This window comes from Actinocrinis sp. (genome assembly GCF_035605935.1).
Classification (GTDB): domain Bacteria; phylum Actinomycetota; class Actinomycetes; order Streptomycetales; family Catenulisporaceae; genus Actinocrinis.
Genome location: NZ_DATNGK010000118.1, coordinates 1 through 20,306, shown reverse-complemented (window position 1 = coordinate 20,306; position 20,306 = coordinate 1). Strand labels below are relative to the sequence as shown.

Genomic DNA, 20,306 nt, shown 5'->3' with positions numbered 1-20,306 from the left:
CATGTTCAACCCGACCATCGCCGGAATCACGCTGCGCGCGCTGCTCGGCCGCAAGCGGGTCTTCCTGTTGGCGATTCCCGGAGCGGTGCTGCTGATCATCACGATCGCGCTGAAGGCGGACCACAACGCGTCGACCAGCTGGCCGGCCGAGGTGCTCGGCAGGGTGGGATTCAGCGCTCTGCTACCGCTCACGGCGCTGATCGTGGGCACGTCGGTCCTCGGCGCGGAGATCGACGACAGCTCGATCCTGCACCTGCTGGCCACGCCGGTGTCACGCGCGTCGATCATCTTCACCAAGACGTTGATCGCGGCCGCGGTGACGCTGCTGTTCGCCGCGCTCCCCGAATTCGTCGCCGGCGTCATCGCCACGGGTAAAGCGGGTTCGTTCGCAGTGGGGCTCGGGGTGGGCGCGGTCCTCGGTTCGATCGTCTACACCGCGGTTTTCGTGCTGATCTCCACGATCACCAGGCACCCGGTAGCGTTCGCGCTCGCGTATGTCGCGGTATGGGAGGGCCTGGTCACGAACCTGGTGTCCGGCGCGAAGTACCTGTCCGTCGAGCAGTATTCGCTTGGCTTGGCCAACGCGATCGCCAAGAACGGCGCCTTGGACGCGCACCTCACGGCGACGACCGCGGTGATCCTCGCCGCGATCGCGACCGCCGCCGCCGTCAGCTACGCCGGCACACGGCTGCGCTCCTTCCGGCTCACCGGGGACGCCTGATTGCGCGAGGTCTGACCATGCACGCGGCCCGCCATATTTCACCGCCGCAGGTGCCGTGAAATGGCGGTCTCCATGATCGCAAAGCCGCAGTGCATCGTGTTGGACTGTGCAGACGTTGCTGAGCTGTCCCGGTTCTAGCAATCGCTTCTCGGTGGCGTGGTGGACCAGCCGGATCGACGATGGTCGCTCAGTGAGGGCTGGGCGACTCTTCACCTCGACGGTGGGTTCGTGCTGGCCTTCCAACGCGTGGAGGATTATCAGCCGCCGCAGTGGCCGGATCCCGCTCGCCCGCAGCAGTTCCACCCGCAGGCGTCCGGGTGGAGCGCGGCGGAGCCCCGACCAGCGCAGTGTGTGTCCAGGCGAGCTTCGGCAAAGGCTCCCCGGAACGGATTCGTTATGGCAAAGTTCGTAGAGCGTACGCGTGGCCGCCGGGCGCGCCGCGAAGGGGGAGGAATCCGACATGGCAGCGCTGCACCGCGCCGTCCAGACTCTGCGAGCTGTCGGCGGGGCGGTTTCGCAACCGCCGTTCGTGCCGAACGGGCACTTCTACTCGCCGGTCAACGGGCCTGCCGACGTGGCGCGGGCGCTGTCGCCGATCGAGGATTTGCCCGGCGTCGAACTGCGGGAGGCCGAGCAGCTCGAGCTTTTCGCATCGCTGCTCGCGCTGTTCGAGGGCGCGCCGAATAAGCGCTACCGCGCGGGGGCCGGGTCGGGCAACAGCATGTATGACACGTCGGACGCGCTGGTCTATCGCGCGTTCGTGCGGCGGCTCAAGCCCCGGCGCATCATCGAAGTCGGCTCCGGGTTCTCCACGGCGATGCTGCTGGACACCGCGGACCAATATCTGCCCGACCTGTCGGTGACCTGCGTTGAGCCGTATCCGGACCGGCTCAATTCGCTGCTGCTGCCCGAGGACAAGATCGACCTCATCGCGGCGCCGGTGCAGGACGTGCCGGTCGAGACGTTCGCGGCGCTTGAGGCCGACGACATCCTGTTCATCGACTCCACGCACGTCGCCAAGGCCGGCTCGGACGTGCTGTGGCTTTTCCTGCACGTACTGCCGCGTCTCGCGCCGGGCGTCGTCGTACACGTACACGACATGTTCTGGCCCTTCGAGTACCCGGCGCAGTGGCTGAAGGAAGGGCGCAGCTGGAACGAGGACTACCTCGTGCACGCCTTCCTCTGCCACAACCAGGCCTGGCGGATCGAGCTGTTCAGCTCATGGCTATGGCACCGGCACCCGGACTCGGTGCCGGAGCAGCTCCGGGGACAGGAGCCCGGCGCGCTCTGGTTGCGCCGGGTTTGAGCGGGGACTTCAGCAGGCGGCTAGCCGGTCGAGCCGACGTAGCTTCGTCAGACTACTGACAGGGTCTCGCGCACGACGCCGGCCAGGCGGTGCGCGATGGATTCGGCCAGGTCGTGCGACTCGGCCTCGACCATGACGCGTACCATCGGCTCAGTGCCGGAAGGGCGAAGAAGTACGCGGCCTGATTCACCGAGTTCGCGCTCCGCCGCGGCGACCGCATCAGAGATCTGCATGGCCGAGTGGACGCGCGACTTGTCCACGCCCTTCACATTGATCAGGATCTGCGGGAGGCGACGCATCACGGCCGCGAGTTCGCCGAGCGGCTTGCCGGTTTCCGCGACGCGCGCGAGCAGGTGCAAGCCGGTCAGGACGCCGTCGCCGGTGTTCGCGTGATCGAGCAGGATCACGTGGCCCGACTGCTCTCCGCCGATGGACAGTCCATCGGCGCGCATGGCCTCCAGGACATAGCGGTCACCGACCGCGGTTTCGATGACGGTCAGGCCCTCGCGCTCCATCGCGATCTTGAAGCCGAGATTGGCCATCACGGTCGCGACCACGGTGTCCTTGGCCAGCTTGCCGTGCTCGCGCAGGGTGAGCGCCAGGATGGCGATGATCTGGTCACCGTCGACGACCTCGCCTGACGCGTCGACAGCCAGGCATCGGTCCGCGTCGCCGTCGTGTGCGATGCCGGCGTCCGCCTGGTGTTCGAGCACTGCTTCGCGCAGCAGGTCCAGGTGCGTGCTGCCGCAGCCTTCGTTGATGTTGAGGCCGTCGGGCTGCACACCGATCTCGACGACCTCGGCGCCGAGCCTGCGCAGCGCTTCGGGGGAAACCCGGAACGCGGCGCCGTGCGCTTCGTCGACGACGATTTTGAGGCCGTCGAGCCGATTCGGCACGGTGGAGACCAGGTAGTCGATGTACTGCGCGCCGCCGTCCGGCAGGTCGGTGATCCGGCCGACTCCCACGCCGACCGGGCGGTCCCACTGCTCGCCGATCCGCGCCTCGATCGCCTCTTCCACCTCGTCGGCCAGCTTCAGGCCGCCGCGGGAGAAGAACTTGATTCCGTTGTCCGGCGCGGGATTGTGGCTCGCCGAGAGCATCACGCCCAGGTCCACGCCCAGCGACTCGGTCAGGTGCGCCACGGCCGGGGTGGGCAGCACGCCGACCCGGATCACATCGACTCCGGCCGAGGCCAGTCCGGCCGAGACCGCCGCTTCGAGGAATTCACCGGAGGCCCGCGGGTCGCGCCCGACCACGGCCCGCGGCCGGTGCCCGGCGAAAGTGCCCAGTTCGGCCAGGACGTGCGCCGCGGCGATCGACAGGTCGAGCGCCAGTTCCGCGGTCAGCTCGCGATTGGCGAGGCCGCGCACGCCGTCGGTGCCGAAAAGTCGGGCCATGGTCCGAACCCCCAAGTGTTGGACGTGTGGGAAATTCCAATTACCGGCGGGACAAACGAACAACCCCACCGTACGCGAGACGCGCACGGCGGGGTTGCACGTAAAGCATTCAGCAAAGCCGCGCCAGGGTAGCGGAGACTACCGCTTGCTGTACTGCGGGGCCTTACGGGCCTTCTTGAGACCGGCCTTCTTGCGCTCCTTCACCCGGGCGTCCCGGGTCAGGAAGCCGGCCTTCTTCAGCGTCGGGCGGTTCGTCTCGGTGTCCGCCTCGTTCAGCGCGCGGGCGATGCCCAGACGCAGCGCACCGGCCTGGCCGGAGATGCCGCCGCCGTCGATGCGGGCGATCACGTCGTAGCGGCCGTCGAGCTCCAGCACGTGGAAGGGCTCGTTGACCTCCTGCTGGTGCACCTTGTTCGGGAAGTACGAGTCGAGCGAGCGACCGTTGATCTTCCACTGGCCGGAACCGGGGATGATCCGGACCCGGGCCACGGCCTCCTTGCGGCGGCCGGTGCCGCCTGCGGCGACGGTGGCGACAAGCTGGCGGGCGGGGGCCGAGGCCGGGGCGGACTCGGTGGTGTAGCTTTCGGGGGCGTCGTCCTCGTCGAAGACCTCGGCCTCGACGTCGGCGGTCAATTCAGACACAGCCGCGAACTCCTTTTTCGATCGGAAAGATTGTTAGCGGCAGTGGTTACTGCGCGACCTGGGACAGCGCGAACGGCTCGGGCTTCTGCGCCGCGTGCGGGTGCTCGGCACCGCCGTAGACCTTGAGCTTCTTCAGCATCTGGCGGCCGAGGCTGTTCTTCGGCAGCATGCCGCGCACGGCCTTCTCGACGGCCTTGCGGGAGTCCTTGTCGATCAGGTCGCCGTACTTGACGGCGCGCAGACCGCCCGGGTAGCCGGAGTGCCGGTAGGCCATCTTGTCCTGGCGCTTGTTGCCGGACAGGTAGACCTTGTCGGCGTTGACGATGATGACGAAGTCGCCAGTGTCCACGTGCGGTGCGAACTGCGGCTTGTGCTTTCCGCGCAGCAGGATCGCGGTCTGGCTGGCGAGCCGGCCGAGGACGACGTCAGCGGCGTCGATGACGTACCACTTCTGCTCGACCTCGCCGGGCTTGGGGGTGTACGTGGACACGGGTTCGCCTTCGCTTGATGATGAATACCTGGGATGAGGTCCCGTAGGGCGGCACGACCGACACCTACGGCATCAGGCACCGTGCCCTCCCGGTTTCTTCGGTGGCGCGGAGATCCGCTTCCGAAGTCCGGGCGCGCGCCGCGAGAAGGCGGCGAAACGCGGAACACACAACGAAAATGGATTCTACCTGAGACTTGACGACCGGCCAAAACGGGCGTTAGCAAAGCGTGCGGATGCGGCGGGCTTCCAGCGCGCGGGCGGCCAGTTCCTCGTCGGCGGGATAGCGGACTTCTTCGAGGGACAAGCCGTGCGGGGGGACGACGTTCACGCCGGGGTGGCGATTGAGGCTGCTCAGGACTTCGGCTGGAAACTCGGCGGGGCAGCGGCCGTCGCCGACCATGAGCAGGGCCGCGACGAGGGCCCGGACCATGGAGTGGCAGAACGCGTCGGCTTCGACGGTGGCTTCGACCTCGTCCGGTCGGGTGCGCTCCCAATGCAGGTTGAGGAGGCGGCGGATCGTCGTGGCGCCCTCGCGCTTCTTGCAGTAAGCGGCGAAGTCGTGCTCGCCGAGCATGAGCGCCGCGGCGGCGTTCATCGCGGCGACGTCGAGTTCGTGCGAGTGCCAGAGCACGAAGCGGCGGCGGATCGGCTCGACGCCGTACCGCGAATCACCGACGCGGTACACGTAGCGTCGCGAGAGGGCTGCGAAACGTGCGTCGAAGTCGGTGGGAGCTTCGCTGATGCGCCAGACACGCACGTCCATGGGGAGCTTGCCCGAGAGGCGGTAGAGCAGCTTGTCCGCGTGAACCTTCCACGTGCCGGTCGGCAGGTCGACGTGCGCGACCTGCCCGGAGGCGTGCACTCCGGCGTCGGTGCGGCCGGCGACGGTGAGCTGCGCGGGCTCGGCGAGGCGAAGAACCGCGGTGAGCGCCTCTTCCACGGTGCCCTGGACCGTACGCACGCCGGAGCGCTGCCGGGCCCAACCGGCGAACTCGGTGCCGTCGTAGGACAGGTCCAGGCGGATGCGGGTCGTGGCGGCGGTCACTGCTCAGTGCGCTCCGGATGCGAATACTTGGCGAAACGAAATGACTGGGCGCAACAATGCGAAGCGGGCGAGAGCGTGATGCTCCCGCCCGCTCGGCTGACTCTGGGTCAGTAGCGACTCAGCGTCGGAAGTTACTCGGACTTCGCGGCGTCGGCGTCGGATTCTTCGGCCGCGGCCTCGGTCTCCTCGGCGTCGGTCTCGTCCGCGGAAGCCTCGATCTCAGCGTCCTCGGTCTCGGTGTCCTCGACCTTGGCGTCCTCGACCTCGTCGGCGACCGGAGCCGCCTGCTTGGCCTGGGTCTCCTTGACCGCGCGGCGGGTGGCCGCGGTGGCCTCGTCGGTCGCCTGCTGCGCGACCGTGCGGGCCTCGACCAGCTCGATGCGGGCCATCGGGGCGTTGTCGCCGCGACGCGGGCCGAGCTTGATGATCCGGGTGTAGCCGCCGGGGCGCTCCGCGAAAGCCGGGCCGAGCTCCTCGAACAGCTTGGCGATCACGCCGCCGCCGTCGTAGAACGCGGAGTTGCGGATCTCCAGCGCGGCCATCACCTGGCGGCGGTTGTGCAGGCCGCCCTTGCGGGCCTTGGTGATCAGCGGCTCGACGAACGGGCGCAGCTCGCGCGCCTTCGCCTGGGTCGTGGTGATCCCGCCGTGCTCGATCAGGGACTTGGCCAGGTTCGCCAGCATGTGCTTCTGGTGCGAACCGGACCCGCCGAGGCGGGGTCCCTTCTTCGGGGTGGGCATTTCTCATTCTCCTTGTGGTTCCTGCGCCGGCCGACTGCGTTCCGCGTGCTCTTCACGAGCGCCGAACCGTGGTACCGACGCAGTCCCGGGGCCCTCGGATCGGGCCCCGGACGCGTGTGCTTTCTAGTACTGCTCGGTCTCGGCGTAGCCGAGGTCGTCGTCCTCGCTGCCGTAGGCCTCGGCCAGGGCGAGTGAGGGGTCGAATCCGGGCGGGGAGTCCTTCAGGGCCAGGCCCATGGTGTGCAGCTTGGCCTTGACCTCGTCGATCGACTTGGCGCCGAAGTTGCGGATGTCGAGCAGGTCCGCCTCGGAGCGCGCGACCAGTTCGCCCACGGTGTGGATGCCCTCGCGCTTGAGGCAGTTGTAGGAGCGGACGGTCAGCTCCAGCTCCTCGATCGGCAGCGCCAGATCGGCGGCCAGCGCGGCGTCCGTCGGGGACGGGCCCATGTCGATGCCCTCGGCCTCGACGTTCAGCTCGCGGGCCAGGCCGAACAGCTCGACCAGGGTCTTACCGGCCGAGGCGACCGCGTCGCGCGGACGCAGGCACGGCTTGGTCTCGACGTCGACGACCAGCTTGTCGAAGTCGGTGCGCTGCTCGACTCGGGTGGCCTGCACCTCGTACTTGACGATCAGCACCGGGGAGTAGATCGAGTCGACCGGGATGCGGCCGATCTCCTGGCCGGCCTGCTTGTTCTGCACCGCCGAGACGTAGCCGCGGCCGCGCTCGACCGTCAGCTCCATCTCCAGCTTGCCCTTGCCGTTGAGGGTGGCCAGGACCAGTTCGGGGTTGTGCACCTCGACGCCGGCCGGCGGGGCGATGTCGGCGGCGGTGACGATGCCGGGGCCCTGCTTGCGCAGGTACATGACCACCGGCTCGTCGTGCTCGGAGGAGACGACCAGGCCCTTGATGTTCAGGATCAGGTCGGTGACGTCCTCCTTGACGCCCGGGATGGTCTGGAACTCGTGCAGCACGCCGTCGATGCGGATGCTGGTGACGGCCGCGCCCGGGATCGAGGAGAGCAGGGTGCGGCGCAGGGAGTTGCCGAGGGTGTAACCGAAGCCCGGCTCCAGCGGTTCGATGGTGAACCGGGAACGGAACTCGTCGACGACTTCCTCGGTCAGCGTGGGACGCTGAGCGATGAGCAATGGAACCTCCGGGATAGTGGGCGCCCACTATTTGACGCCCTCCAGGCACGCCCCTACGGACGTGCCGTGGGGTGCCGTCCCAGGATAACCCGGGAACGGCACCCCGACGCGCAATCGTGCTCTACGGCCTTACTTGGAGTAGAGCTCGACGATCAGCTGCTCCTGGACCTGCGTGTCGATCACCTGACGGGCCGGCAGCGAGTGAACCAGGATGCGCATGCGGGACGGGACGACCTCGAGCCACGCCGGCACGATGCGGTCGCCGACCTCGGCGCGCGCCACCACGAACGGAGTCAGCTCCTGCGAGTCCTTGCGGACCTCGACGATGTCGTTCTCCTTGACCCGCATCGACGGGATGTCCGCCTTGTGGCCGTTGAGCAGGATGTGACCGTGCCGCACCAGCTGGCGGGCGTGGTCGCGGGACTTGGCGAAGCCGGCCCGGTACACGACGTTGTCCAGACGGGACTCGAGGATGCGCAGCAGGTTCTCGCCGGTCTTGCCCTGCTTGCGGTTCGCCTCCTCGTAGTAGCCGCGGAACTGCCGCTCCAGGACGCCGTAGATGCGCGCGCACTTCTGCTTCTCGCGCATCTGCAGCAGGTATTCGCTGTCCTTGGTCCGACCGCGGCCGTGTTCACCCGGCGGGTAGGGACGGATCTCGATGGGGCACTTGGCCGACTCGCATTTGGCGCCCTTGAGGAAGAGCTTCGTCTTCTCGCGGCGGCACCGCTTGCAGTCAGGTCCGGTGTAACGGGCCATTTCCTTCTATCTCCTGGATCTCAGACGCGGCGGCGCTTCGGCGGACGGCAGCCGTTGTGCGGGGACGGGGTCACATCGTTGATGGACCCGACCTCCAGGCCGGTCTGCTGCAGCGAGCGGATCGCGGTCTCACGGCCGGAACCCGGACCCTTGACGAACACGTCGACCTTGCGCATGCCGTGCTCCATGGCGCGGCGGGCGGCGGCCTCTGCGGTCATCTGCGCGGCGAAGGGCGTCGACTTGCGCGAGCCCTTGAAGCCGACCTGGCCGGAGCTGGCCCAGGAGATCACGTTGCCCTGCGGGTCGGTGATCGAGACGATCGTGTTGTTGAACGTGCTCTTGATGTGCGCGTGCCCGTGGGCGACGTTCTTCTTCTCCTTGCGGCGCACCTTGTTCTTGGCGGCGCCCGCGGCCTGTCGGCTCTTGGGAGGCATCTAGCAGTACTCCAAGTGAGGTGATCGGTCCACGCTGTCTAATCCAACAGAGTCGGAGGACCGCGGCGGACTACTTCTTGCCCGGCTTCTTCTTGCCGGCGATCGCGCGACGCGGGCCCTTGCGGGTGCGTGCGTTGGTGTGCGTGCGCTGGCCGCGCACCGGCAGGCCGCGGCGGTGCCGCAGGCCCTGGTAGCAGCCGATCTCCATCTTGCGGCGGATGTCGGCGGCGACCTCGCGGCGCAGGTCGCCCTCGATCTTGTAGTTGCCGTCGATCCAGTCGCGCAGCTTGATCAGGTCGTCTTCGGACAGGTCCTTCACCCGGACATCCGGGGAGATGCCGGTTCCGGCGCAGGTGGCCTGCGCACGGGTACGGCCGACACCGTAGATGTAGGTCAGGGCGATCTCCAGCCGCTTCTCGCGGGGGAGGTCGACGCCGACAAGGCGTGCCATCTCGGCAAGCTCCTTCAGTTCTACTCGCGGAGGTCTGGCGCGGCACCAGTCCCAGGTGGGGTCCCCGGCCTCCGTGCCGGGGGTGGCGTCCGGATTGACGAAGCCCTACTCGGGGTAGGACACCGCTGTCCGGGGTCGGGATGCCGCGCTCTTACGGGTGCTGGACGTCATCGCAGACGACGAGCAAGCGCGTTTGGACTCACTAGAGTCCTGCTATACGCACACGCACGCCTAGGCTGTTTCAGCCCTGGCGCTGCTTGTGCCGCAGGTTCTCGCAGATCACCATGACCCGGCCGTGACGGCGGATCACCTTGCACTTGTCGCAGATCGGCTTGACGCTCGGCTTGACCTTCATATCAGGTCCCTTCGAGCGATCGAGATCGCGGACGATATTGATTACTTGTAGCGGTACACGATCCGGCCGCGGGTCAGGTCGTACGGGCTGAGCTCGACGACGACCCGGTCGTCCGGGAGGATCCGGATGTAGTGCATCCGCATCTTCCCACTGATATGCGCGAGAACTTTGTGCCCGTTCTGCAGCTCAACCCGGAACATGGCGTTGGGCAGAGACTCGACGACGGTGCCCTCGATCTCGATGGCCCCTTCTTTCTTGGGCATGTCCTCGCTTCTTCAGTAGACGACTTCGTGCGGCGGTCGCAGGACCGACGAGCCAGTTTACGCCGCGGGCTGCGCAAAACACCAATCGGCCGATTGCCAGATGAACGGGCGCGCCCAAGCGCCCGCCCGGCGGCGTGGCAGCAGGTGGAACCCGGTGTCCGTGGGTCCTATTCCGGCGGCCGCGCGAACATCAGGGTTCGGGGTTGAGCCGAGGCCGATTCAACGCCGATTGAGCTCGGGCCGGGTCAGCGGCGAGTCAGCTCGCGGCGCAGCGTGACGGTCTTGATCGCCTTGAGCACCGTGAAGAAGCCCAGGATCCCGATCGGCCAGATCGGCCAGAAATTGCCGAAGCCGTGGCTACTGGTGACGCCGTGCATGAACCAGATGCCGGTCAGCAGGGTGGAGAGCACCGCCCAGCCGACGAATCCGGAGGCGATCGGCTCGCCGGCCCGGCGCGCGAGGCGGGCCTGGTGCCGCTGCGCGCGCATCTGCTCGCGCACCGCGATCCGCTGCATCTTCCAGTTCATCGCGGCGCCGATGACCGTGTCGAGCATGTCGTTGCCGGTCCCGGGCTGGTCCGCGCCGCTCGTGCGCGACCACGAGCCGGACCAGGGCGGCTGATCCTGCGGGAAGGGCGCACCGAAGCCGGCGCCGCGCGAGCGGGCACCGAGGTCCACCGGCAGGTCCCGGGTCAACTGCGCGAGTTCCCCGTAGGTCTTGGCTGCGTAGGCCGCCGCCATCCGCTGCTCGAACTCGTCCATGGTGAGCCGGCCGTCGGCCGTGTGCTGCCTAAGCTGCTCCACGATCCGCTCGCGGTCGGCATCCGACGCCCGGACATTCGGGTCCGGCACCCCAGCTTGCGACATATCGCGAGTGTAGCGCGGGAACGGACTGTGCGACACGCCGAATGGATTGTCTCTTTCGGCTGGACAGAGCCCGAAAGGACAGCGGACTTTCTGTTACGGATGGACCGGGACACCCAGCCCGGTCAGCTTCTCCTTGCCACCGTCGAAGGCGGTGGTCACCCACAGACCCTGCGTGGTGATGGCGACCGTGTGCTCGAAATGCGCCGAGCTCGATCCATCCCGGGTCACCACGGTCCAGCCGTCGGACAGCTCGACGGTCTGCTTGTGGCCGAGCGTCAGCATCGGCTCGATCGCTAGGGCCATACCGACCTGCATGCGCGGGCCGCGGTCCATCGTGCGGTGGTTGAAGACCAGCGGGTCCATGTGCATCTGCGAGCCGATGCCGTGCCCGCCGTAGCCCTCGACGATGCCGTACAGGCCCTGCTTGCGCACGTAGCCCTGGATCGCCCGGCCGATGTTGTTCAGCCGCTCACCGGCCTTGATCGCGGCGATCCCCTGCCACATCGACTCCTCGGTGACCCGCATCAGCTCGGCCAGCTCCGGGTCGACCTCGCCGCAGGCCACGGTGATCGCCGAGTCGCCGTGCCAGCCCTCGTAGATGGCCCCGCAGTCGATGGCGATGATGTCGCCGTCGCGCACTACTTGGTCGCCGGGGATGCCGTGCACGATCTCGTGATTGATCGAGGCGCAGATCACGCCGGGGAACTCGGGCGCGCCGTGCCCGCCGCCGTAGCCCTTGAACGAGGGCACCGCGTCCTGGGAGCGGATCGACTCCTCGGCCAGCGCGTCGAGCTTCGCGGTGGTGACGCCGTCCTTGACCTCGCCGCGCAGCAGCTCAAGGGTGCGCGCCACCACCAGGCCCGCTTCGCGCATCAGCGCGAACTGCTCTTCGGTCTTCAGTTCAACCATGGTTCAGGTGCTCGGCGTTCACTCAGCGGGTTCGGGATCAGCGGTCGTTCAGTGCGGCCAGCGCGCGCTCGGTGACCTCATCCAGCGGGCCCATCGCGTCGATGCTGGACAGCAGGCCGTGCTCCGCGTAGAAGCCGACGATCGGCGCGGTCTCCCGCTCGTAGACGGCCAGCCGCTCGCGGACCGTCTCCTCCTTGTCGTCTTCGCGCTGGTACAGCTCGCCGCCGCACACGTCGCACACGTCCGGCACCTTCGGCTGGTGGAAGTCCACGTGGAAGATGTGCGTGGAGTCGTTACGGCACAGCCGGCGCCCGGCGATCCGCTTGACCACCTCGTCGGTGTCCACGACCAGTTCCAGCACCACGTCGAGTTTCGTGCCGAGCCCGACCAGGATCGACTCCAGCTCCTCGGCCTGCGCCACGTTGCGCGGGAAGCCGTCGAGCAGGAAGCCGCCCGCCACGTCCGGGTCCGCCAGCCGGTCGCGCACCATGCCGATCGTGATGGAGTCCGGGACCAGCAGCCCCTTGTCCATGTAACCGCGCGCCTCGAGGCCGAGCGGCGTGCCGGCCCCGACGTTGGCGCGGAAAATGTCCCCGGTGGAGATCGCCGGGATGGCCAGCCTCCCGGCGATGATCTTGGCCTGGGTCCCCTTTCCCGCACCGGGGGGGCCGACCAGCACGATACGCATCTAGCGCAGGAACCCTTCGTAGTTGTGCTGCTGCAGCTGGCTCTCGATCTGCTTGACCGTCTCCAGGCCTACGCCCACGATGATCAGGATCGAGGTACCGCCGAAGGGGAACTTGCTGCCTGTGTGGAACTCGGCCAGGGCGATCATGGGGATGATCGAGATCAGCGCCAGGTACATCGCGCCGGGCCAGGTGATCCGGGTCAGGATGTAGTTCAGATATTCGGCGGTCGGCTTGCCCGCGCGGATGCCCGGGATGAAGCCGCCGTACTTCTTCATATTGTCCGCAACCTCGTCAGGGTTAAACGTGATCGCGACATAGAAGAAGGCGAAGAACAGGATCAGCAGGAAGTAGGCGACCGAGTAATACAGCGAGTAACCGTTTTGGGTCAGTCCCAGCTCCTGGCGAACCCACACCGACCAGTGGTGCGTGCCGTTGGGGTCGGCGAACTGGGCGACCAGCACCGGCAGTTGCAGCAGCGAGGAGGCGAAGATGACCGGGATGACGCCGGCCTGGTTCACCTTGATCGGGATGTAGGTCGAGGAGCCGCCGTACATCCGCCGGCCGACCTGCTTCTTCGCGTACTGGACCGGGATGCGCCGCTGGCCCTGCTCGATGAAGACCACGAAGCCGACCAGGATGCAGCCCATCGCGATGATCGCGAGGAACACCACCCAGCCGCCGCCGAGCTTGGAGCCCAGCTTGATCGCCCACAGCGAGCCCGGGAAGCCGGAGGCGATCGAGGTGAAGATCAGCAGCGACATGCCGTTGCCGATACCGCGGTCGGTGATCAGCTCGCCGAGCCACATGATGATCGAGGTGCCGGCGACCATGATCGCGACCATGATCACCATGGCCTCGGTCTTCGCGTTCGGGTAGATGATGTTCGACGTGCAGCCGTTGATCAGGTTCTGCGGCGAGTACTTCGCGGTGGCCAGCAGACCGGTGGACTGGAGAATCGCCAGGCCCACGGTCAGGTACCGGGTGTACTGGGTGATCTTCGTCTGGCCGGCCTGCCCCTCCTTCTTGAGGGTCTCAAGCCGCGGGATCACCACGGTCAGCAGCTGCAGGATGATCGACGCGGTGATGTACGGCATGATGCCGAGCGCGAAGATGGAAAGTTGCAGCAGCGCGCCGCCGGAGAACAGGTTGATCAGGCCGAGGCCGCTGCTGGTTCCGGCTCCGGATACACACTGGCGGATCGCGGCGGTGTTCACGCCTGGGACCGGAATGTGCGATCCCATGCGGAACAAGAACATGATCGCGAGCGTGAAAAGCAGCTTCTTGCGCAGGTCCGGAGTCCGGAAGGCCCGGGCAAAGGCAGTGAGCACAGTTCCTCCTGCGCTACCCCGTCGGGCCGTGCGGCGCCCGGCGGTCGCGTGACGGGTTGATTCTGTTCAGGGACAAGGCTGAACAGCCGGGCATCGCCTCGGCTCGCGACATCTTACGCAGTAAGTGCGCGACAAGGCGATACTCGTACGGACCGAAGGCCCGCTTCCGGCATGCGGAAACGGGCCTTCGAACGCTGCTACAGCTCCTCGGTGGAGCCTCCGGCGGCGGCGATCTTCGCCTTGGCGGAGGCCGAGTAGGCGTCCACCTTGACGGTCAGCGCCACCGAGATCTCTCCGGTGCCGAGCACCTTGACCAGCTCGTTCTTGCGCACCGCACCCTTCGCGACCAGGTCGGCCTTGGTGACCTCCCCGCCCTGCGGGTACAGCTCGGCGAGCTTGTCCAGGTTGACCACCTGGTACTCGACGCGGAACCGGTTCTTGAAGCCCTTGAGCTTCGGCAGCCGCATGTGCAGCGGCATCTGGCCACCCTCGAAGCGCTCCGGAACCTGGTAGCGCGCCTTGGTGCCCTTGGTGCCACGACCGGCAGTCTTGCCCTTGGAGCCCTCACCGCGGCCGACCCGGGTCTTGGCGGTCTTAGCGCCCGGGGCCGGCTTGAGGTGGTGGACCTTGAGGACGTGGCTCTTGGTCTTCTCGGACATCAGTCCTCAACCTCCTCGACCACGACGAGGTGACGGACGGTGTGGACCATACCGCGGATCTCCGGACGGTCCTCCTTGACGACCGTGTCGTTGATCCGCTTGAGGCCCAGGGACCGCAGCGTCTCGCGGTGGTTCTGCTTGGTGCCGATCTTGGAGCGGACCTGCGTGACCTTCAGCTTCGCCATGTCACGCCCCCACTCCCGCGCGGGCGCGCAGCAGAGCGGCCGGGGCCACATCCTCGAGCGGCAGGCCGCGGCGGGCGGCGATCTCCTCGGGCCGGACCAGGCCCTTGAGCGCGGCCACCGTGGCGTGCACGATGTTGATCGGGTTGTCCGAGCCAAGCGACTTGGACAGCACGTCATGGACGCCGGCGCACTCGAGCACCGCGCGAACCGGACCACCGGCGATGACGCCGGTACCGGCCGAGGCGGGCTTGAGCAGCACGACACCGGCCGCGGCCTCACCGATGATGGGGTGCGGAACGGTGCCCTGGATCCGCGGCACCTTGAAGAAGTGCTTCTTGGCCTCCTCGACGCCCTTGGCGATCGCCGCGGGCACCTCCTTGGCCTTTCCGTAGCCGACACCGACCGTGCCGTCGCCGTCGCCGACGACGACCAGGGCGGTGAAGCTGAACCGCCGGCCGCCCTTGACGACCTTGGCGACCCGGTTGATGGTCACGACCCGCTCTACGTACGCGGTCTTCTCCGCGGCGGGCGCGGCGTCCTGGTTGCGGCGATCGCGACGGTCCCGACGCTCGCCGCCGCCCTCACCGCCGCGGCCGCCGCCGGCGCCGCCTCCGCGGCGCTGCTGGGGAGGCATCAGGAATCCCTCTTTTCGCTGCGCTGTGTGGTTTCACTGGTCTTGGTCTGCATCAGAACTCCAGCCCCGCTTCGCGGGCGCCGTCGGCCACCGCGGCCACCCGGCCGTGGTACTTGTAGCCGGCCCGGTCGAAGACGACCGTGTCGATGCCGGCCGCCTTGGCCCGCTCGCCGACCAGCTTGCCGACCTGGCGGGACAGATCAGTCTTCGAACCGTCGGTGGTGCGCAGCCCGGCCTCCAGGGTGGAGGCTGAGGCGAGCGTGTGACCGAGCTTGTCGTTGACGACCTGCGCCACGATGTGCCGGTTGGAACGGGTGATGACGAGACGCGGACGCTCCGCGCTGCCGTTGACCCGCTTGCGCACGCGGATGTGCCGGCGCTTGCGCGCGACGGACTTCTTCGCGTCGCCCTTGGCGATTTTCAAGCTGTACGGCATGGCTACTTACCGGCCTTTCCGACCTTGCGGCGGATGACCTCACCCTGGTACCGCACGCCCTTGGCCTTGTAGGGGTCCGGCTTGCGCAGCTTGCGGATGTTGGCCGCGACCTCGCCGACCTTCTGCTTGTCGATGCCCGTGACCACGAGGCGGGTCGGGGCCTCCACCCGGAAGGCGATGCCCTCGGGCGGGGTGACGGTGATCGGGTGCGAGTAGCCGAGCGCGAACTCCAGGTCCGAGCCCTTGGCCTGCACGCGGTAACCGACGCCGGAGATCTCCAGGGTCTTGGAGTATCCGTCGGTCACTCCGACGATCATGTTGTTGACGAGAGTGCGGGTCAGGCCGTGGCGCTCCTTGGCGGCGCGCTCGTCATTGGGACGGGTCACCTGCAGGGTGCCGTCCTCGGCCTTCTCGATCTCGATCGGCGCGACGATCGTGTGGCTCAGGGTGCCCTTCGGCCCCTTCACCGTGACATCGCGCCCGCTGATGCTGACCTCAACGCCGGCCGGAACCGGGATGGGCAGCCGTCCGATACGTGACATGGCTGTTGCCTCCCTTCCGGATTACCAGACGTAGGCGAGGACTTCCCCGCCCACACCCTTCTTGGCGGCCTGACGGTCCGTGAGCAGACCGGAGGACGAGGAGATGATCGCGACGCCCAGCCCGCCGAGCACGCGCGGCAGGTTGGTGGACTTCGCGTAAACGCGCAGACCCGGCTTGGAGATGCGCTTGATGCCGGCGATCGACCGCTCGCGGTTCGGGCCGTACTTCAGCGTGATGATCAGGTTCTTGCCAACCTGCAGCTCCTCGGCCTTGTAGGAGGCGATGTAGCCCTCCTGCTGCAGGATCTCGGCGATCCTGGCCTTGAGCTTCGAGTACGGCATGGTGACCTGGTCGTGGTACGCCGCGTTGCCGTTGCGCAGACGGGTGAGCATGTCTGCGATCGGGTCGGTCATGGTCATAGGTGGGGCCTTAGGCCTTCCCACCGCGGTTTCCGGCTCGTGCGCATCGCAGGGCACGAAGAGACCGTGAAAAACACGGCAACCAGGTGCCTTTGGATTCGCCGAGGGGACCTACGGCGTCGTAGTTACATTGCAAAGGCGCCTGGTTGGATACCAGCGGCCGGTCCTTTCCGCGCGCCCGCGTGTTCACGCTGGTGCGGCGGAGGTACCGACGGACTCGCTTTCGCTAGAGCGCCCATCGTGACGAGGCGCCAGAGGGTCGGTGTGTCATGCACACCGCGCCCTGCTGGCGCCGCGCCCACGTCTTTCCTCCATGGTAACCGGTCGGGAGGGCTGCTCCTGACCGGTGACCTGGCAGCTGTGGTCCGTTCCTACCAGCTGGACTTGGTGACGCCGGGCAGTTCGCCGGCGTGCGCCATGGTCCGCAGGCAGATGCGGCAGAGCCCGAACTTGCGGTACACCGAGTGCGGACGGCCGCACTTCTGGCACCTGGTGTATCCGCGCACCTTGAACTTCGGCTTGCGGTTGGCCTTGTTGATCAGAGCGGTCTTCGCCATGATCACGCCTCCTTGAAGGGGAAGCCGAGCAGCTTGAGCAGCGTCCGGCCCTCGTCGTCGGTCTTGGCTGTGGTGACCACGGTGATGTCCATGCCGCGGACCCGGTCGATGCGGTCCTGGTCGATCTCGTGGAACATCGACTGCTCGTTCAGACCGAAGGTGTAGTTGCCGTTGCCGTCGAACTGCTTCGGCGACAGGCCGCGGAAGTCGCGGATACGCGGCAGCGCGATGCTCACCAGCCGGTCAAGGAACTCCCACATCCGGTCGCCGCGCAGCGTGACGTGCGCGCCGATCGGCTGGCCCTCGCGCAGCTTGAACTGAGCGATGGACTTGCGGGCCTTGGTGACAGTCGGCTTCTGACCGGTGATCGCGGTCAGGTCCTTCACCGCGCCGTCGATCAGCTTCGAGTCACGGGCGGCGTCGCCGACGCCCATGTTCACGACGACCTTGGTGACGCCCGGCACCTGCATGACGTTGGCGTAGTCGAACTGCTTGCGCAGCTCGCCGATGATCTCGGCGCGGTAGCGCTCCTTGAGGCGGGGCGCCACCTTGGTCTCGGAGGTCTCGTCGACGACAGTCATCAGATCTCCTCACCGGTCTTCTTGGAGTACCGAACGGACCGAGTGACCGTCTTCGTGGAACCGTCGGGCAGGCGGCGCTCCTGCTCGGTGCGCCGGTAGCCGACCCGGGTGACGACCTTCTTGCCCTCGTGCTCCACCACCAGCATCACGTTGCTGACGTGGATCGGCGCCTCGACGGTGACGATGCCGCCGGTCTTGGCGCCGCGAGCGGTCTGGCCGACCTTCTCGTGCTTCTTGACCCGGTTGACACCCTCGACGATGACCTTCTGGGTCTCCGGGAAGGCCTGTACGACCTTGCCCTGAAGGCCCTTGTCCTTGCCGGAGATGACCTGCACCAGGTCGCCCTTGTGGATGTTCATCTTGTGCGCCATGGCTACAGCACCTCCGGGGCCAGCGAGATGATGCGCATGTAGCGCTTGTCGCGCAGCTCGCGGCCCACCGGGCCGAAGATGCGGGTGCCGCGCGGGTCGCCGCCGTCCTTGATCAGGACGGCCGCGTTCTCGTCGAAGCGGATGTACGAGCCGTCGGGCCGGCGGCGCTCCTTGACGGTGCGCACGACGACCGCCTTGACGACGTCGCCCTTCTTGACACCGGCGCCGGGCAGCGCGTCCTTGACGGTGGCGACGATGACGTCGCCGATCCCGGCGTAGCGGCGGCTGGATCCACCGAGAACCCGAATGCAGAGGATTTCCTTTGCACCGGTGTTGTCAGCGACCCGCAGCCGCGATTCCTGCTGAATCACGTTCTACTCCTGAATGTGGTCTGCCGCCCCGGCCGGTCGCCCGGCGCGGGATGGCGGTTCATTCTCTTCGCAGAGGCTGTGCTCGATTAAGAGCGTGCGGGGTTGTGTTACTTCGCCTTCTCGAGGATCTCGACCACGCGCCAGCGCTTGGTCGCGGACAACGGCCGAGTCTCCATCAGAAGGACCCGGTCGCCGATACCACAGGCGTTCTGCTCGTCGTGCGCCTTCAGCTTGCTGGTACGGCGCATGACCTTGCCGTACAGCGCGTGCTTGACGCGGTCCTCGACCGTCACCACGACGGTCTTGTCCATCTTGTCGCTGACCACCAGGCCCTCACGGACCTTGCGGCGGTTGCGGTCTTCGGCGCTGTCCACGTTGGTTACCTCGTCGCTCATTCGGCACCGTCCGTGATACCGAGCTCCCGCTCGCGCTGGATCGTGTAGATCCGCGCGATGTCGGCCTTGACGGCCTTCATCCGGCCGTGGTTCTCCAGCTGGCCGGTGGCCTGCTGGAAGCGGAGGTTGAACAGCTCCTCCTTGGCCTCGCGCAGCTTGCCGGCGAGCGCCTCATCGTTCAGCTCGCGCAACTCGTGCGTCTTCGTCCCGATAGCCATCAGACCTCGCCTGCCTCGCGCTTGATGATGCGGCACTTCAGCGGCAGCTTGTGCGTGGCGCGAAGCAGCGCCTCACGAGCGACCTTCTCGTTCGGGAAGGACAGCTCGAACAGGACGCGGCCCGGCTTCACGTTGGCCACCCACCACTCCGGGGAGCCCTTGCCGGAACCCATCCGGGTCTCGGCGGGCTTCTTGGTCAGCGGGCGGTCCGGGTAGATGTTGATCCAGACCTTGCCGCCACGGCGGATGTGCCGGTTGATCGCGATACGCGCGGACTCGATCTGACGGTTGGTCACGTACGCAGGCGTCAGGGCCTGGATGCCGTACTCGCCGAACGCCAGCTCGTTGCCGCCCTTGGACGCACCGGAGCGGGACGGGTGGTGCTGCTTACGGTGCTTGACCCTGCGAGGGATCAGCATGGGTCAGCCCTCCTTCGGAGGCAGTGCAGAGCTTTGCGGCTCCGCCGCGTGGACTGCCGCGGGAACCTCGGCCGGAGCCTCGGTCGGCGCGGTGACAGGGGCCTCGGCGGTACGACGCTCGCCGCCGCCACGGGCCGGACGCTCGCCACGGCCGCCGGGACGCCCGCCGCGCGGACGGTCCCCGCCACGACGCTCGTCACGACCGCCGGACGGACGGCCCTGACGCTGCGCGGCGGCCTCGGCCTCGCGCGCGGCACGCAGGTTGGCCACGTCGCCCTTGTAGATCCACACCTTCACGCCGATGCGGCCGAAGGTGGTGCGGGCCTCGTAGAAGCCGTAGTCGATGTTCGCGCGCAGCGTGTGCAGCGGGACGCGGCCCTCGCGGTACTGCTCGGACCGGCTCATCTCCGCGCCGCCGAGACGGCCGGAGACCTGCACCTTGATGCCCTTGGCGCCGGCCCGGACCGAGGTCTGCATGCCCTTGCGCATCGCGCGGCGGAAGGCCACCCGGGCGGAGAGCTGCTCGGCGATGCCCTGGGCCACCAGCTGCGCGTCGATCTCGGGGTTCTTGACCTCGAGGATGTTCAGCTGGACCTGCTTGCCGGTGAGGTTCTCCAGCTCGCCGCGGATCCGGTCCGCCTCGGCGCCGCGGCGACCGATGACGATGCCCGGGCGCGCCGTGTGGATGTCCACGCGGACGCGGTCGCGGGTGCGCTCGATCTCGACACGGGAGATGCCGGCCCGCTCCATGCCCTGGGACATGAGCTTGCGGATGGCGACGTCTTCCTTGACGTAGTCGCGGTAGCGCTGGCCCTCCTTGGTGGAGTCAGCGAACCAGCGGCTCACGTGCTCGGTGGTGATGCCGAGGCGGAAGCCGTGCGGGTTGACCTTCTGGCCCATTAGCGGGTGCCTCCCTTGGTGGTCTTCGGCGTGACGACCACGGTGATGTGGCTGGTCCGCTTGTTGATGCGGGCCGCGCG

31 protein-coding genes and 1 pseudogene are annotated in these 20,306 nt (G+C 67.5%); 3 read left to right on the top strand and 29 right to left on the bottom strand.

The features are described from left to right. Window position 1: 1 nt before the first annotated feature. From VN779_RS10355 to VN779_RS10350, 3 genes and pseudogenes are all read left to right on the top strand, one after another. Window positions 2-721 (top strand): ABC transporter permease, encoded by a 720-nt coding sequence (locus VN779_RS10355; RefSeq protein ID WP_325722242.1) that lies wholly within the window; start codon window positions 2-4, stop codon window positions 719-721. Between the two features lie 72 nt (window positions 722-793). After that, window positions 794-1,024: pseudogene (locus VN779_RS26430) on the top strand (VOC family protein); the annotation flags it as partial. Window positions 1,025-1,181: 157 nt separating this feature from the next. Beyond that, window positions 1,182-2,027 carry a class I SAM-dependent methyltransferase gene (locus VN779_RS10350; RefSeq protein ID WP_325722241.1) on the top strand — a complete coding sequence of 282 codons (846 nt, stop codon included), beginning with the start codon at window positions 1,182-1,184 and terminating at the stop codon, window positions 2,025-2,027. Between the two features lie 47 nt (window positions 2,028-2,074). On the opposite strand, the gene glmM is transcribed toward VN779_RS10350, so the two are convergent. From glmM to rpsC, 29 genes are all read right to left on the bottom strand, one after another. After that, window positions 2,075-3,424 carry a phosphoglucosamine mutase gene (gene glmM / locus VN779_RS10345; RefSeq protein WP_325722240.1) on the bottom strand — a complete coding sequence of 450 codons (1,350 nt, stop codon included), beginning with the start codon at window positions 3,422-3,424 and terminating at the stop codon, window positions 2,075-2,077. 138 nt (window positions 3,425-3,562) lie between these two features. Further along, a complete protein-coding gene (gene rpsI / locus VN779_RS10340) occupies window positions 3,563-4,066 on the bottom strand; it encodes a 30S ribosomal protein S9 (RefSeq protein WP_349260731.1) in 504 nt (167 codons plus the stop codon). A gap of 46 nt (window positions 4,067-4,112) precedes the next feature. Beyond that, a complete protein-coding gene (gene rplM, locus VN779_RS10335) occupies window positions 4,113-4,556 on the bottom strand; it encodes a 50S ribosomal protein L13 (protein WP_325722239.1) in 444 nt (147 codons plus the stop codon). A gap of 217 nt (window positions 4,557-4,773) precedes the next feature. Continuing rightward, window positions 4,774-5,601 carry a tRNA pseudouridine(38-40) synthase TruA gene (gene truA, locus VN779_RS10330; protein ID WP_325722238.1) on the bottom strand — a complete coding sequence of 276 codons (828 nt, stop codon included), beginning with the start codon at window positions 5,599-5,601 and terminating at the stop codon, window positions 4,774-4,776. Window positions 5,602-5,732: 131 nt separating this feature from the next. Next, window positions 5,733-6,341: a 50S ribosomal protein L17 gene (rplQ, locus tag VN779_RS10325; protein WP_349260730.1), complete on the bottom strand. Its 609-nt coding sequence runs from the start codon at window positions 6,339-6,341 to the stop codon at window positions 5,733-5,735. Window positions 6,342-6,464: 123 nt separating this feature from the next. After that, the gene (locus VN779_RS10320; RefSeq protein WP_324853309.1) at window positions 6,465-7,487 is read right to left on the bottom strand and encodes a DNA-directed RNA polymerase subunit alpha; all 1,023 of its coding nucleotides are present in this window, start codon (window positions 7,485-7,487) and stop codon (window positions 6,465-6,467) included. Between the two features lie 129 nt (window positions 7,488-7,616). Further along, window positions 7,617-8,243 (bottom strand): 30S ribosomal protein S4, encoded by a 627-nt coding sequence (rpsD, locus tag VN779_RS10315; RefSeq protein ID WP_325722237.1) that lies wholly within the window; start codon window positions 8,241-8,243, stop codon window positions 7,617-7,619. A 20-nt stretch (window positions 8,244-8,263) separates the two neighbouring features. Then, on the bottom strand, window positions 8,264-8,677 hold the full coding sequence (rpsK, locus tag VN779_RS10310) for a 30S ribosomal protein S11 (protein ID WP_324853305.1): 414 nt from the start codon (window positions 8,675-8,677) through the stop codon (window positions 8,264-8,266). A 70-nt stretch (window positions 8,678-8,747) separates the two neighbouring features. After that, window positions 8,748-9,128 (bottom strand): 30S ribosomal protein S13, encoded by a 381-nt coding sequence (gene rpsM, locus VN779_RS10305; protein WP_325722236.1) that lies wholly within the window; start codon window positions 9,126-9,128, stop codon window positions 8,748-8,750. A gap of 241 nt (window positions 9,129-9,369) precedes the next feature. After that, window positions 9,370-9,483, bottom strand: coding sequence for a 50S ribosomal protein L36 (gene rpmJ, locus VN779_RS10300; protein ID WP_015883600.1), 114 nt, complete (start codon window positions 9,481-9,483; stop codon window positions 9,370-9,372). A 41-nt stretch (window positions 9,484-9,524) separates the two neighbouring features. After that, window positions 9,525-9,746: a translation initiation factor IF-1 gene (infA, locus tag VN779_RS10295; RefSeq protein ID WP_211468877.1), complete on the bottom strand. Its 222-nt coding sequence runs from the start codon at window positions 9,744-9,746 to the stop codon at window positions 9,525-9,527. 245 nt (window positions 9,747-9,991) lie between these two features. After that, the gene (locus VN779_RS10290) at window positions 9,992-10,612 is read right to left on the bottom strand and encodes a DUF1707 domain-containing protein (protein ID WP_325722235.1); all 621 of its coding nucleotides are present in this window, start codon (window positions 10,610-10,612) and stop codon (window positions 9,992-9,994) included. A gap of 93 nt (window positions 10,613-10,705) precedes the next feature. Next, entirely contained in the window at window positions 10,706-11,521 is an 816-nt protein-coding gene (map, locus tag VN779_RS10285) for a type I methionyl aminopeptidase (RefSeq protein WP_325722234.1), read from the bottom strand. A 37-nt stretch (window positions 11,522-11,558) separates the two neighbouring features. Next, entirely contained in the window at window positions 11,559-12,209 is a 651-nt protein-coding gene (locus VN779_RS10280; protein WP_325722233.1) for an adenylate kinase, read from the bottom strand. After that, complete coding sequence (gene secY, locus VN779_RS10275) at window positions 12,210-13,538, bottom strand: preprotein translocase subunit SecY (protein WP_325722232.1); 1,329 nt, start codon at window positions 13,536-13,538, stop codon at window positions 12,210-12,212. A gap of 197 nt (window positions 13,539-13,735) precedes the next feature. Beyond that, complete coding sequence (gene rplO / locus VN779_RS10270) at window positions 13,736-14,197, bottom strand: 50S ribosomal protein L15 (RefSeq protein ID WP_325722231.1); 462 nt, start codon at window positions 14,195-14,197, stop codon at window positions 13,736-13,738. Next, entirely contained in the window at window positions 14,197-14,382 is a 186-nt protein-coding gene (gene rpmD, locus VN779_RS10265; protein ID WP_325722230.1) for a 50S ribosomal protein L30, read from the bottom strand. The genes rplO and rpmD overlap by 1 nt, the downstream gene beginning before the upstream one ends. A 1-nt stretch (window position 14,383) precedes the next feature. Then, window positions 14,384-15,016, bottom strand: coding sequence for a 30S ribosomal protein S5 (gene rpsE, locus VN779_RS10260; protein WP_325722229.1), 633 nt, complete (start codon window positions 15,014-15,016; stop codon window positions 14,384-14,386). Between the two features lie 52 nt (window positions 15,017-15,068). Beyond that, window positions 15,069-15,452: a 50S ribosomal protein L18 gene (gene rplR, locus VN779_RS10255; RefSeq protein WP_325722228.1), complete on the bottom strand. Its 384-nt coding sequence runs from the start codon at window positions 15,450-15,452 to the stop codon at window positions 15,069-15,071. Between the two features lie 2 nt (window positions 15,453-15,454). After that, complete coding sequence (gene rplF, locus VN779_RS10250) at window positions 15,455-15,994, bottom strand: 50S ribosomal protein L6 (RefSeq protein ID WP_325722227.1); 540 nt, start codon at window positions 15,992-15,994, stop codon at window positions 15,455-15,457. 21 nt (window positions 15,995-16,015) lie between these two features. Next, complete coding sequence (gene rpsH / locus VN779_RS10245) at window positions 16,016-16,414, bottom strand: 30S ribosomal protein S8 (RefSeq protein ID WP_325722226.1); 399 nt, start codon at window positions 16,412-16,414, stop codon at window positions 16,016-16,018. A gap of 371 nt (window positions 16,415-16,785) precedes the next feature. Then, window positions 16,786-16,971 carry a type Z 30S ribosomal protein S14 gene (locus VN779_RS10240; RefSeq protein WP_211468866.1) on the bottom strand — a complete coding sequence of 62 codons (186 nt, stop codon included), beginning with the start codon at window positions 16,969-16,971 and terminating at the stop codon, window positions 16,786-16,788. A gap of 2 nt (window positions 16,972-16,973) precedes the next feature. After that, window positions 16,974-17,552: a 50S ribosomal protein L5 gene (rplE, locus tag VN779_RS10235; RefSeq protein WP_325722225.1), complete on the bottom strand. Its 579-nt coding sequence runs from the start codon at window positions 17,550-17,552 to the stop codon at window positions 16,974-16,976. Next, the gene (gene rplX / locus VN779_RS10230) at window positions 17,552-17,911 is read right to left on the bottom strand and encodes a 50S ribosomal protein L24 (protein ID WP_325722264.1); all 360 of its coding nucleotides are present in this window, start codon (window positions 17,909-17,911) and stop codon (window positions 17,552-17,554) included. The genes rplE and rplX overlap by 1 nt, the downstream gene beginning before the upstream one ends. A 14-nt stretch (window positions 17,912-17,925) precedes the next feature. Next, window positions 17,926-18,294: a 50S ribosomal protein L14 gene (rplN, locus tag VN779_RS10225; protein WP_034266103.1), complete on the bottom strand. Its 369-nt coding sequence runs from the start codon at window positions 18,292-18,294 to the stop codon at window positions 17,926-17,928. A 107-nt stretch (window positions 18,295-18,401) separates the two neighbouring features. Continuing rightward, complete coding sequence (gene rpsQ / locus VN779_RS10220; protein WP_325722224.1) at window positions 18,402-18,689, bottom strand: 30S ribosomal protein S17; 288 nt, start codon at window positions 18,687-18,689, stop codon at window positions 18,402-18,404. Next, window positions 18,686-18,907, bottom strand: a complete 222-nt coding sequence (rpmC, locus tag VN779_RS10215) for a 50S ribosomal protein L29 (RefSeq protein WP_324839860.1) — start codon at window positions 18,905-18,907, stop codon at window positions 18,686-18,688. The genes rpsQ and rpmC overlap by 4 nt, the downstream gene beginning before the upstream one ends. Then, the gene (rplP, locus tag VN779_RS10210; RefSeq protein WP_211468862.1) at window positions 18,907-19,326 is read right to left on the bottom strand and encodes a 50S ribosomal protein L16; all 420 of its coding nucleotides are present in this window, start codon (window positions 19,324-19,326) and stop codon (window positions 18,907-18,909) included. Before rplP ends, rpmC begins: the two co-directional genes overlap by 1 nt. A gap of 3 nt (window positions 19,327-19,329) precedes the next feature. Further along, window positions 19,330-20,226, bottom strand: a complete 897-nt coding sequence (rpsC, locus tag VN779_RS10205; protein ID WP_325722223.1) for a 30S ribosomal protein S3 — start codon at window positions 20,224-20,226, stop codon at window positions 19,330-19,332. Between the last annotated feature and the right edge of the window lie 80 nt (window positions 20,227-20,306).

Bases quoted from the DNA above. Each gene is read 5' to 3' on its own strand.
- VN779_RS10355 (WP_325722242.1), top strand. From the start codon at position 2: ATGTTCAACCCGACCATCGCCGGAATCACGCTGCGCGCGCTGCTCGGC.
- VN779_RS10350 (WP_325722241.1), top strand. From the start codon at position 1,182: ATGGCAGCGCTGCACCGCGCCGTCCAGACTCTGCGAGCTGTCGGCGGG.
- glmM (WP_325722240.1), bottom strand. From the start codon at position 3,424: ATGGCCCGACTTTTCGGCACCGACGGCGTGCGCGGCCTCGCCAATCGC.
- rplQ (WP_349260730.1), bottom strand. From the start codon at position 6,341: ATGCCCACCCCGAAGAAGGGACCCCGCCTCGGCGGGTCCGGTTCGCAC.
- rpsD (WP_325722237.1), bottom strand. From the start codon at position 8,243: ATGGCCCGTTACACCGGACCTGACTGCAAGCGGTGCCGCCGCGAGAAG.
- rpsK (WP_324853305.1), bottom strand. From the start codon at position 8,677: ATGCCTCCCAAGAGCCGACAGGCCGCGGGCGCCGCCAAGAACAAGGTG.
- rpsM (WP_325722236.1), bottom strand. From the start codon at position 9,128: ATGGCACGCCTTGTCGGCGTCGACCTCCCCCGCGAGAAGCGGCTGGAG.
- rpmJ (WP_015883600.1), bottom strand. From the start codon at position 9,483: ATGAAGGTCAAGCCGAGCGTCAAGCCGATCTGCGACAAGTGCAAGGTG.
- infA (WP_211468877.1), bottom strand. From the start codon at position 9,746: ATGCCCAAGAAAGAAGGGGCCATCGAGATCGAGGGCACCGTCGTCGAG.
- VN779_RS10290 (WP_325722235.1), bottom strand. From the start codon at position 10,612: ATGTCGCAAGCTGGGGTGCCGGACCCGAATGTCCGGGCGTCGGATGCC.
- map (WP_325722234.1), bottom strand. From the start codon at position 11,521: ATGGTTGAACTGAAGACCGAAGAGCAGTTCGCGCTGATGCGCGAAGCG.
- VN779_RS10280 (WP_325722233.1), bottom strand. From the start codon at position 12,209: ATGCGTATCGTGCTGGTCGGCCCCCCCGGTGCGGGAAAGGGGACCCAG.
- rplO (WP_325722231.1), bottom strand. From the start codon at position 14,197: ATGTCCGAGAAGACCAAGAGCCACGTCCTCAAGGTCCACCACCTCAAG.
- rpmD (WP_325722230.1), bottom strand. From the start codon at position 14,382: ATGGCGAAGCTGAAGGTCACGCAGGTCCGCTCCAAGATCGGCACCAAG.
- rpsE (WP_325722229.1), bottom strand. From the start codon at position 15,016: ATGCCTCCCCAGCAGCGCCGCGGAGGCGGCGCCGGCGGCGGCCGCGGC.
- rplR (WP_325722228.1), bottom strand. From the start codon at position 15,452: ATGCCGTACAGCTTGAAAATCGCCAAGGGCGACGCGAAGAAGTCCGTC.
- rplF (WP_325722227.1), bottom strand. From the start codon at position 15,994: ATGTCACGTATCGGACGGCTGCCCATCCCGGTTCCGGCCGGCGTTGAG.
- rpsH (WP_325722226.1), bottom strand. From the start codon at position 16,414: ATGACCATGACCGACCCGATCGCAGACATGCTCACCCGTCTGCGCAAC.
- VN779_RS10240 (WP_211468866.1), bottom strand. From the start codon at position 16,971: ATGGCGAAGACCGCTCTGATCAACAAGGCCAACCGCAAGCCGAAGTTC.
- rplE (WP_325722225.1), bottom strand. From the start codon at position 17,552: ATGACTGTCGTCGACGAGACCTCCGAGACCAAGGTGGCGCCCCGCCTC.
- rplX (WP_325722264.1), bottom strand. From the start codon at position 17,911: ATGAACATCCACAAGGGCGACCTGGTGCAGGTCATCTCCGGCAAGGAC.
- rpsQ (WP_325722224.1), bottom strand. From the start codon at position 18,689: ATGAGCGACGAGGTAACCAACGTGGACAGCGCCGAAGACCGCAACCGC.
- rpmC (WP_324839860.1), bottom strand. From the start codon at position 18,907: ATGGCTATCGGGACGAAGACGCACGAGTTGCGCGAGCTGAACGATGAG.
- rplP (WP_211468862.1), bottom strand. From the start codon at position 19,326: ATGCTGATCCCTCGCAGGGTCAAGCACCGTAAGCAGCACCACCCGTCC.
- rpsC (WP_325722223.1), bottom strand. From the start codon at position 20,226: ATGGGCCAGAAGGTCAACCCGCACGGCTTCCGCCTCGGCATCACCACC.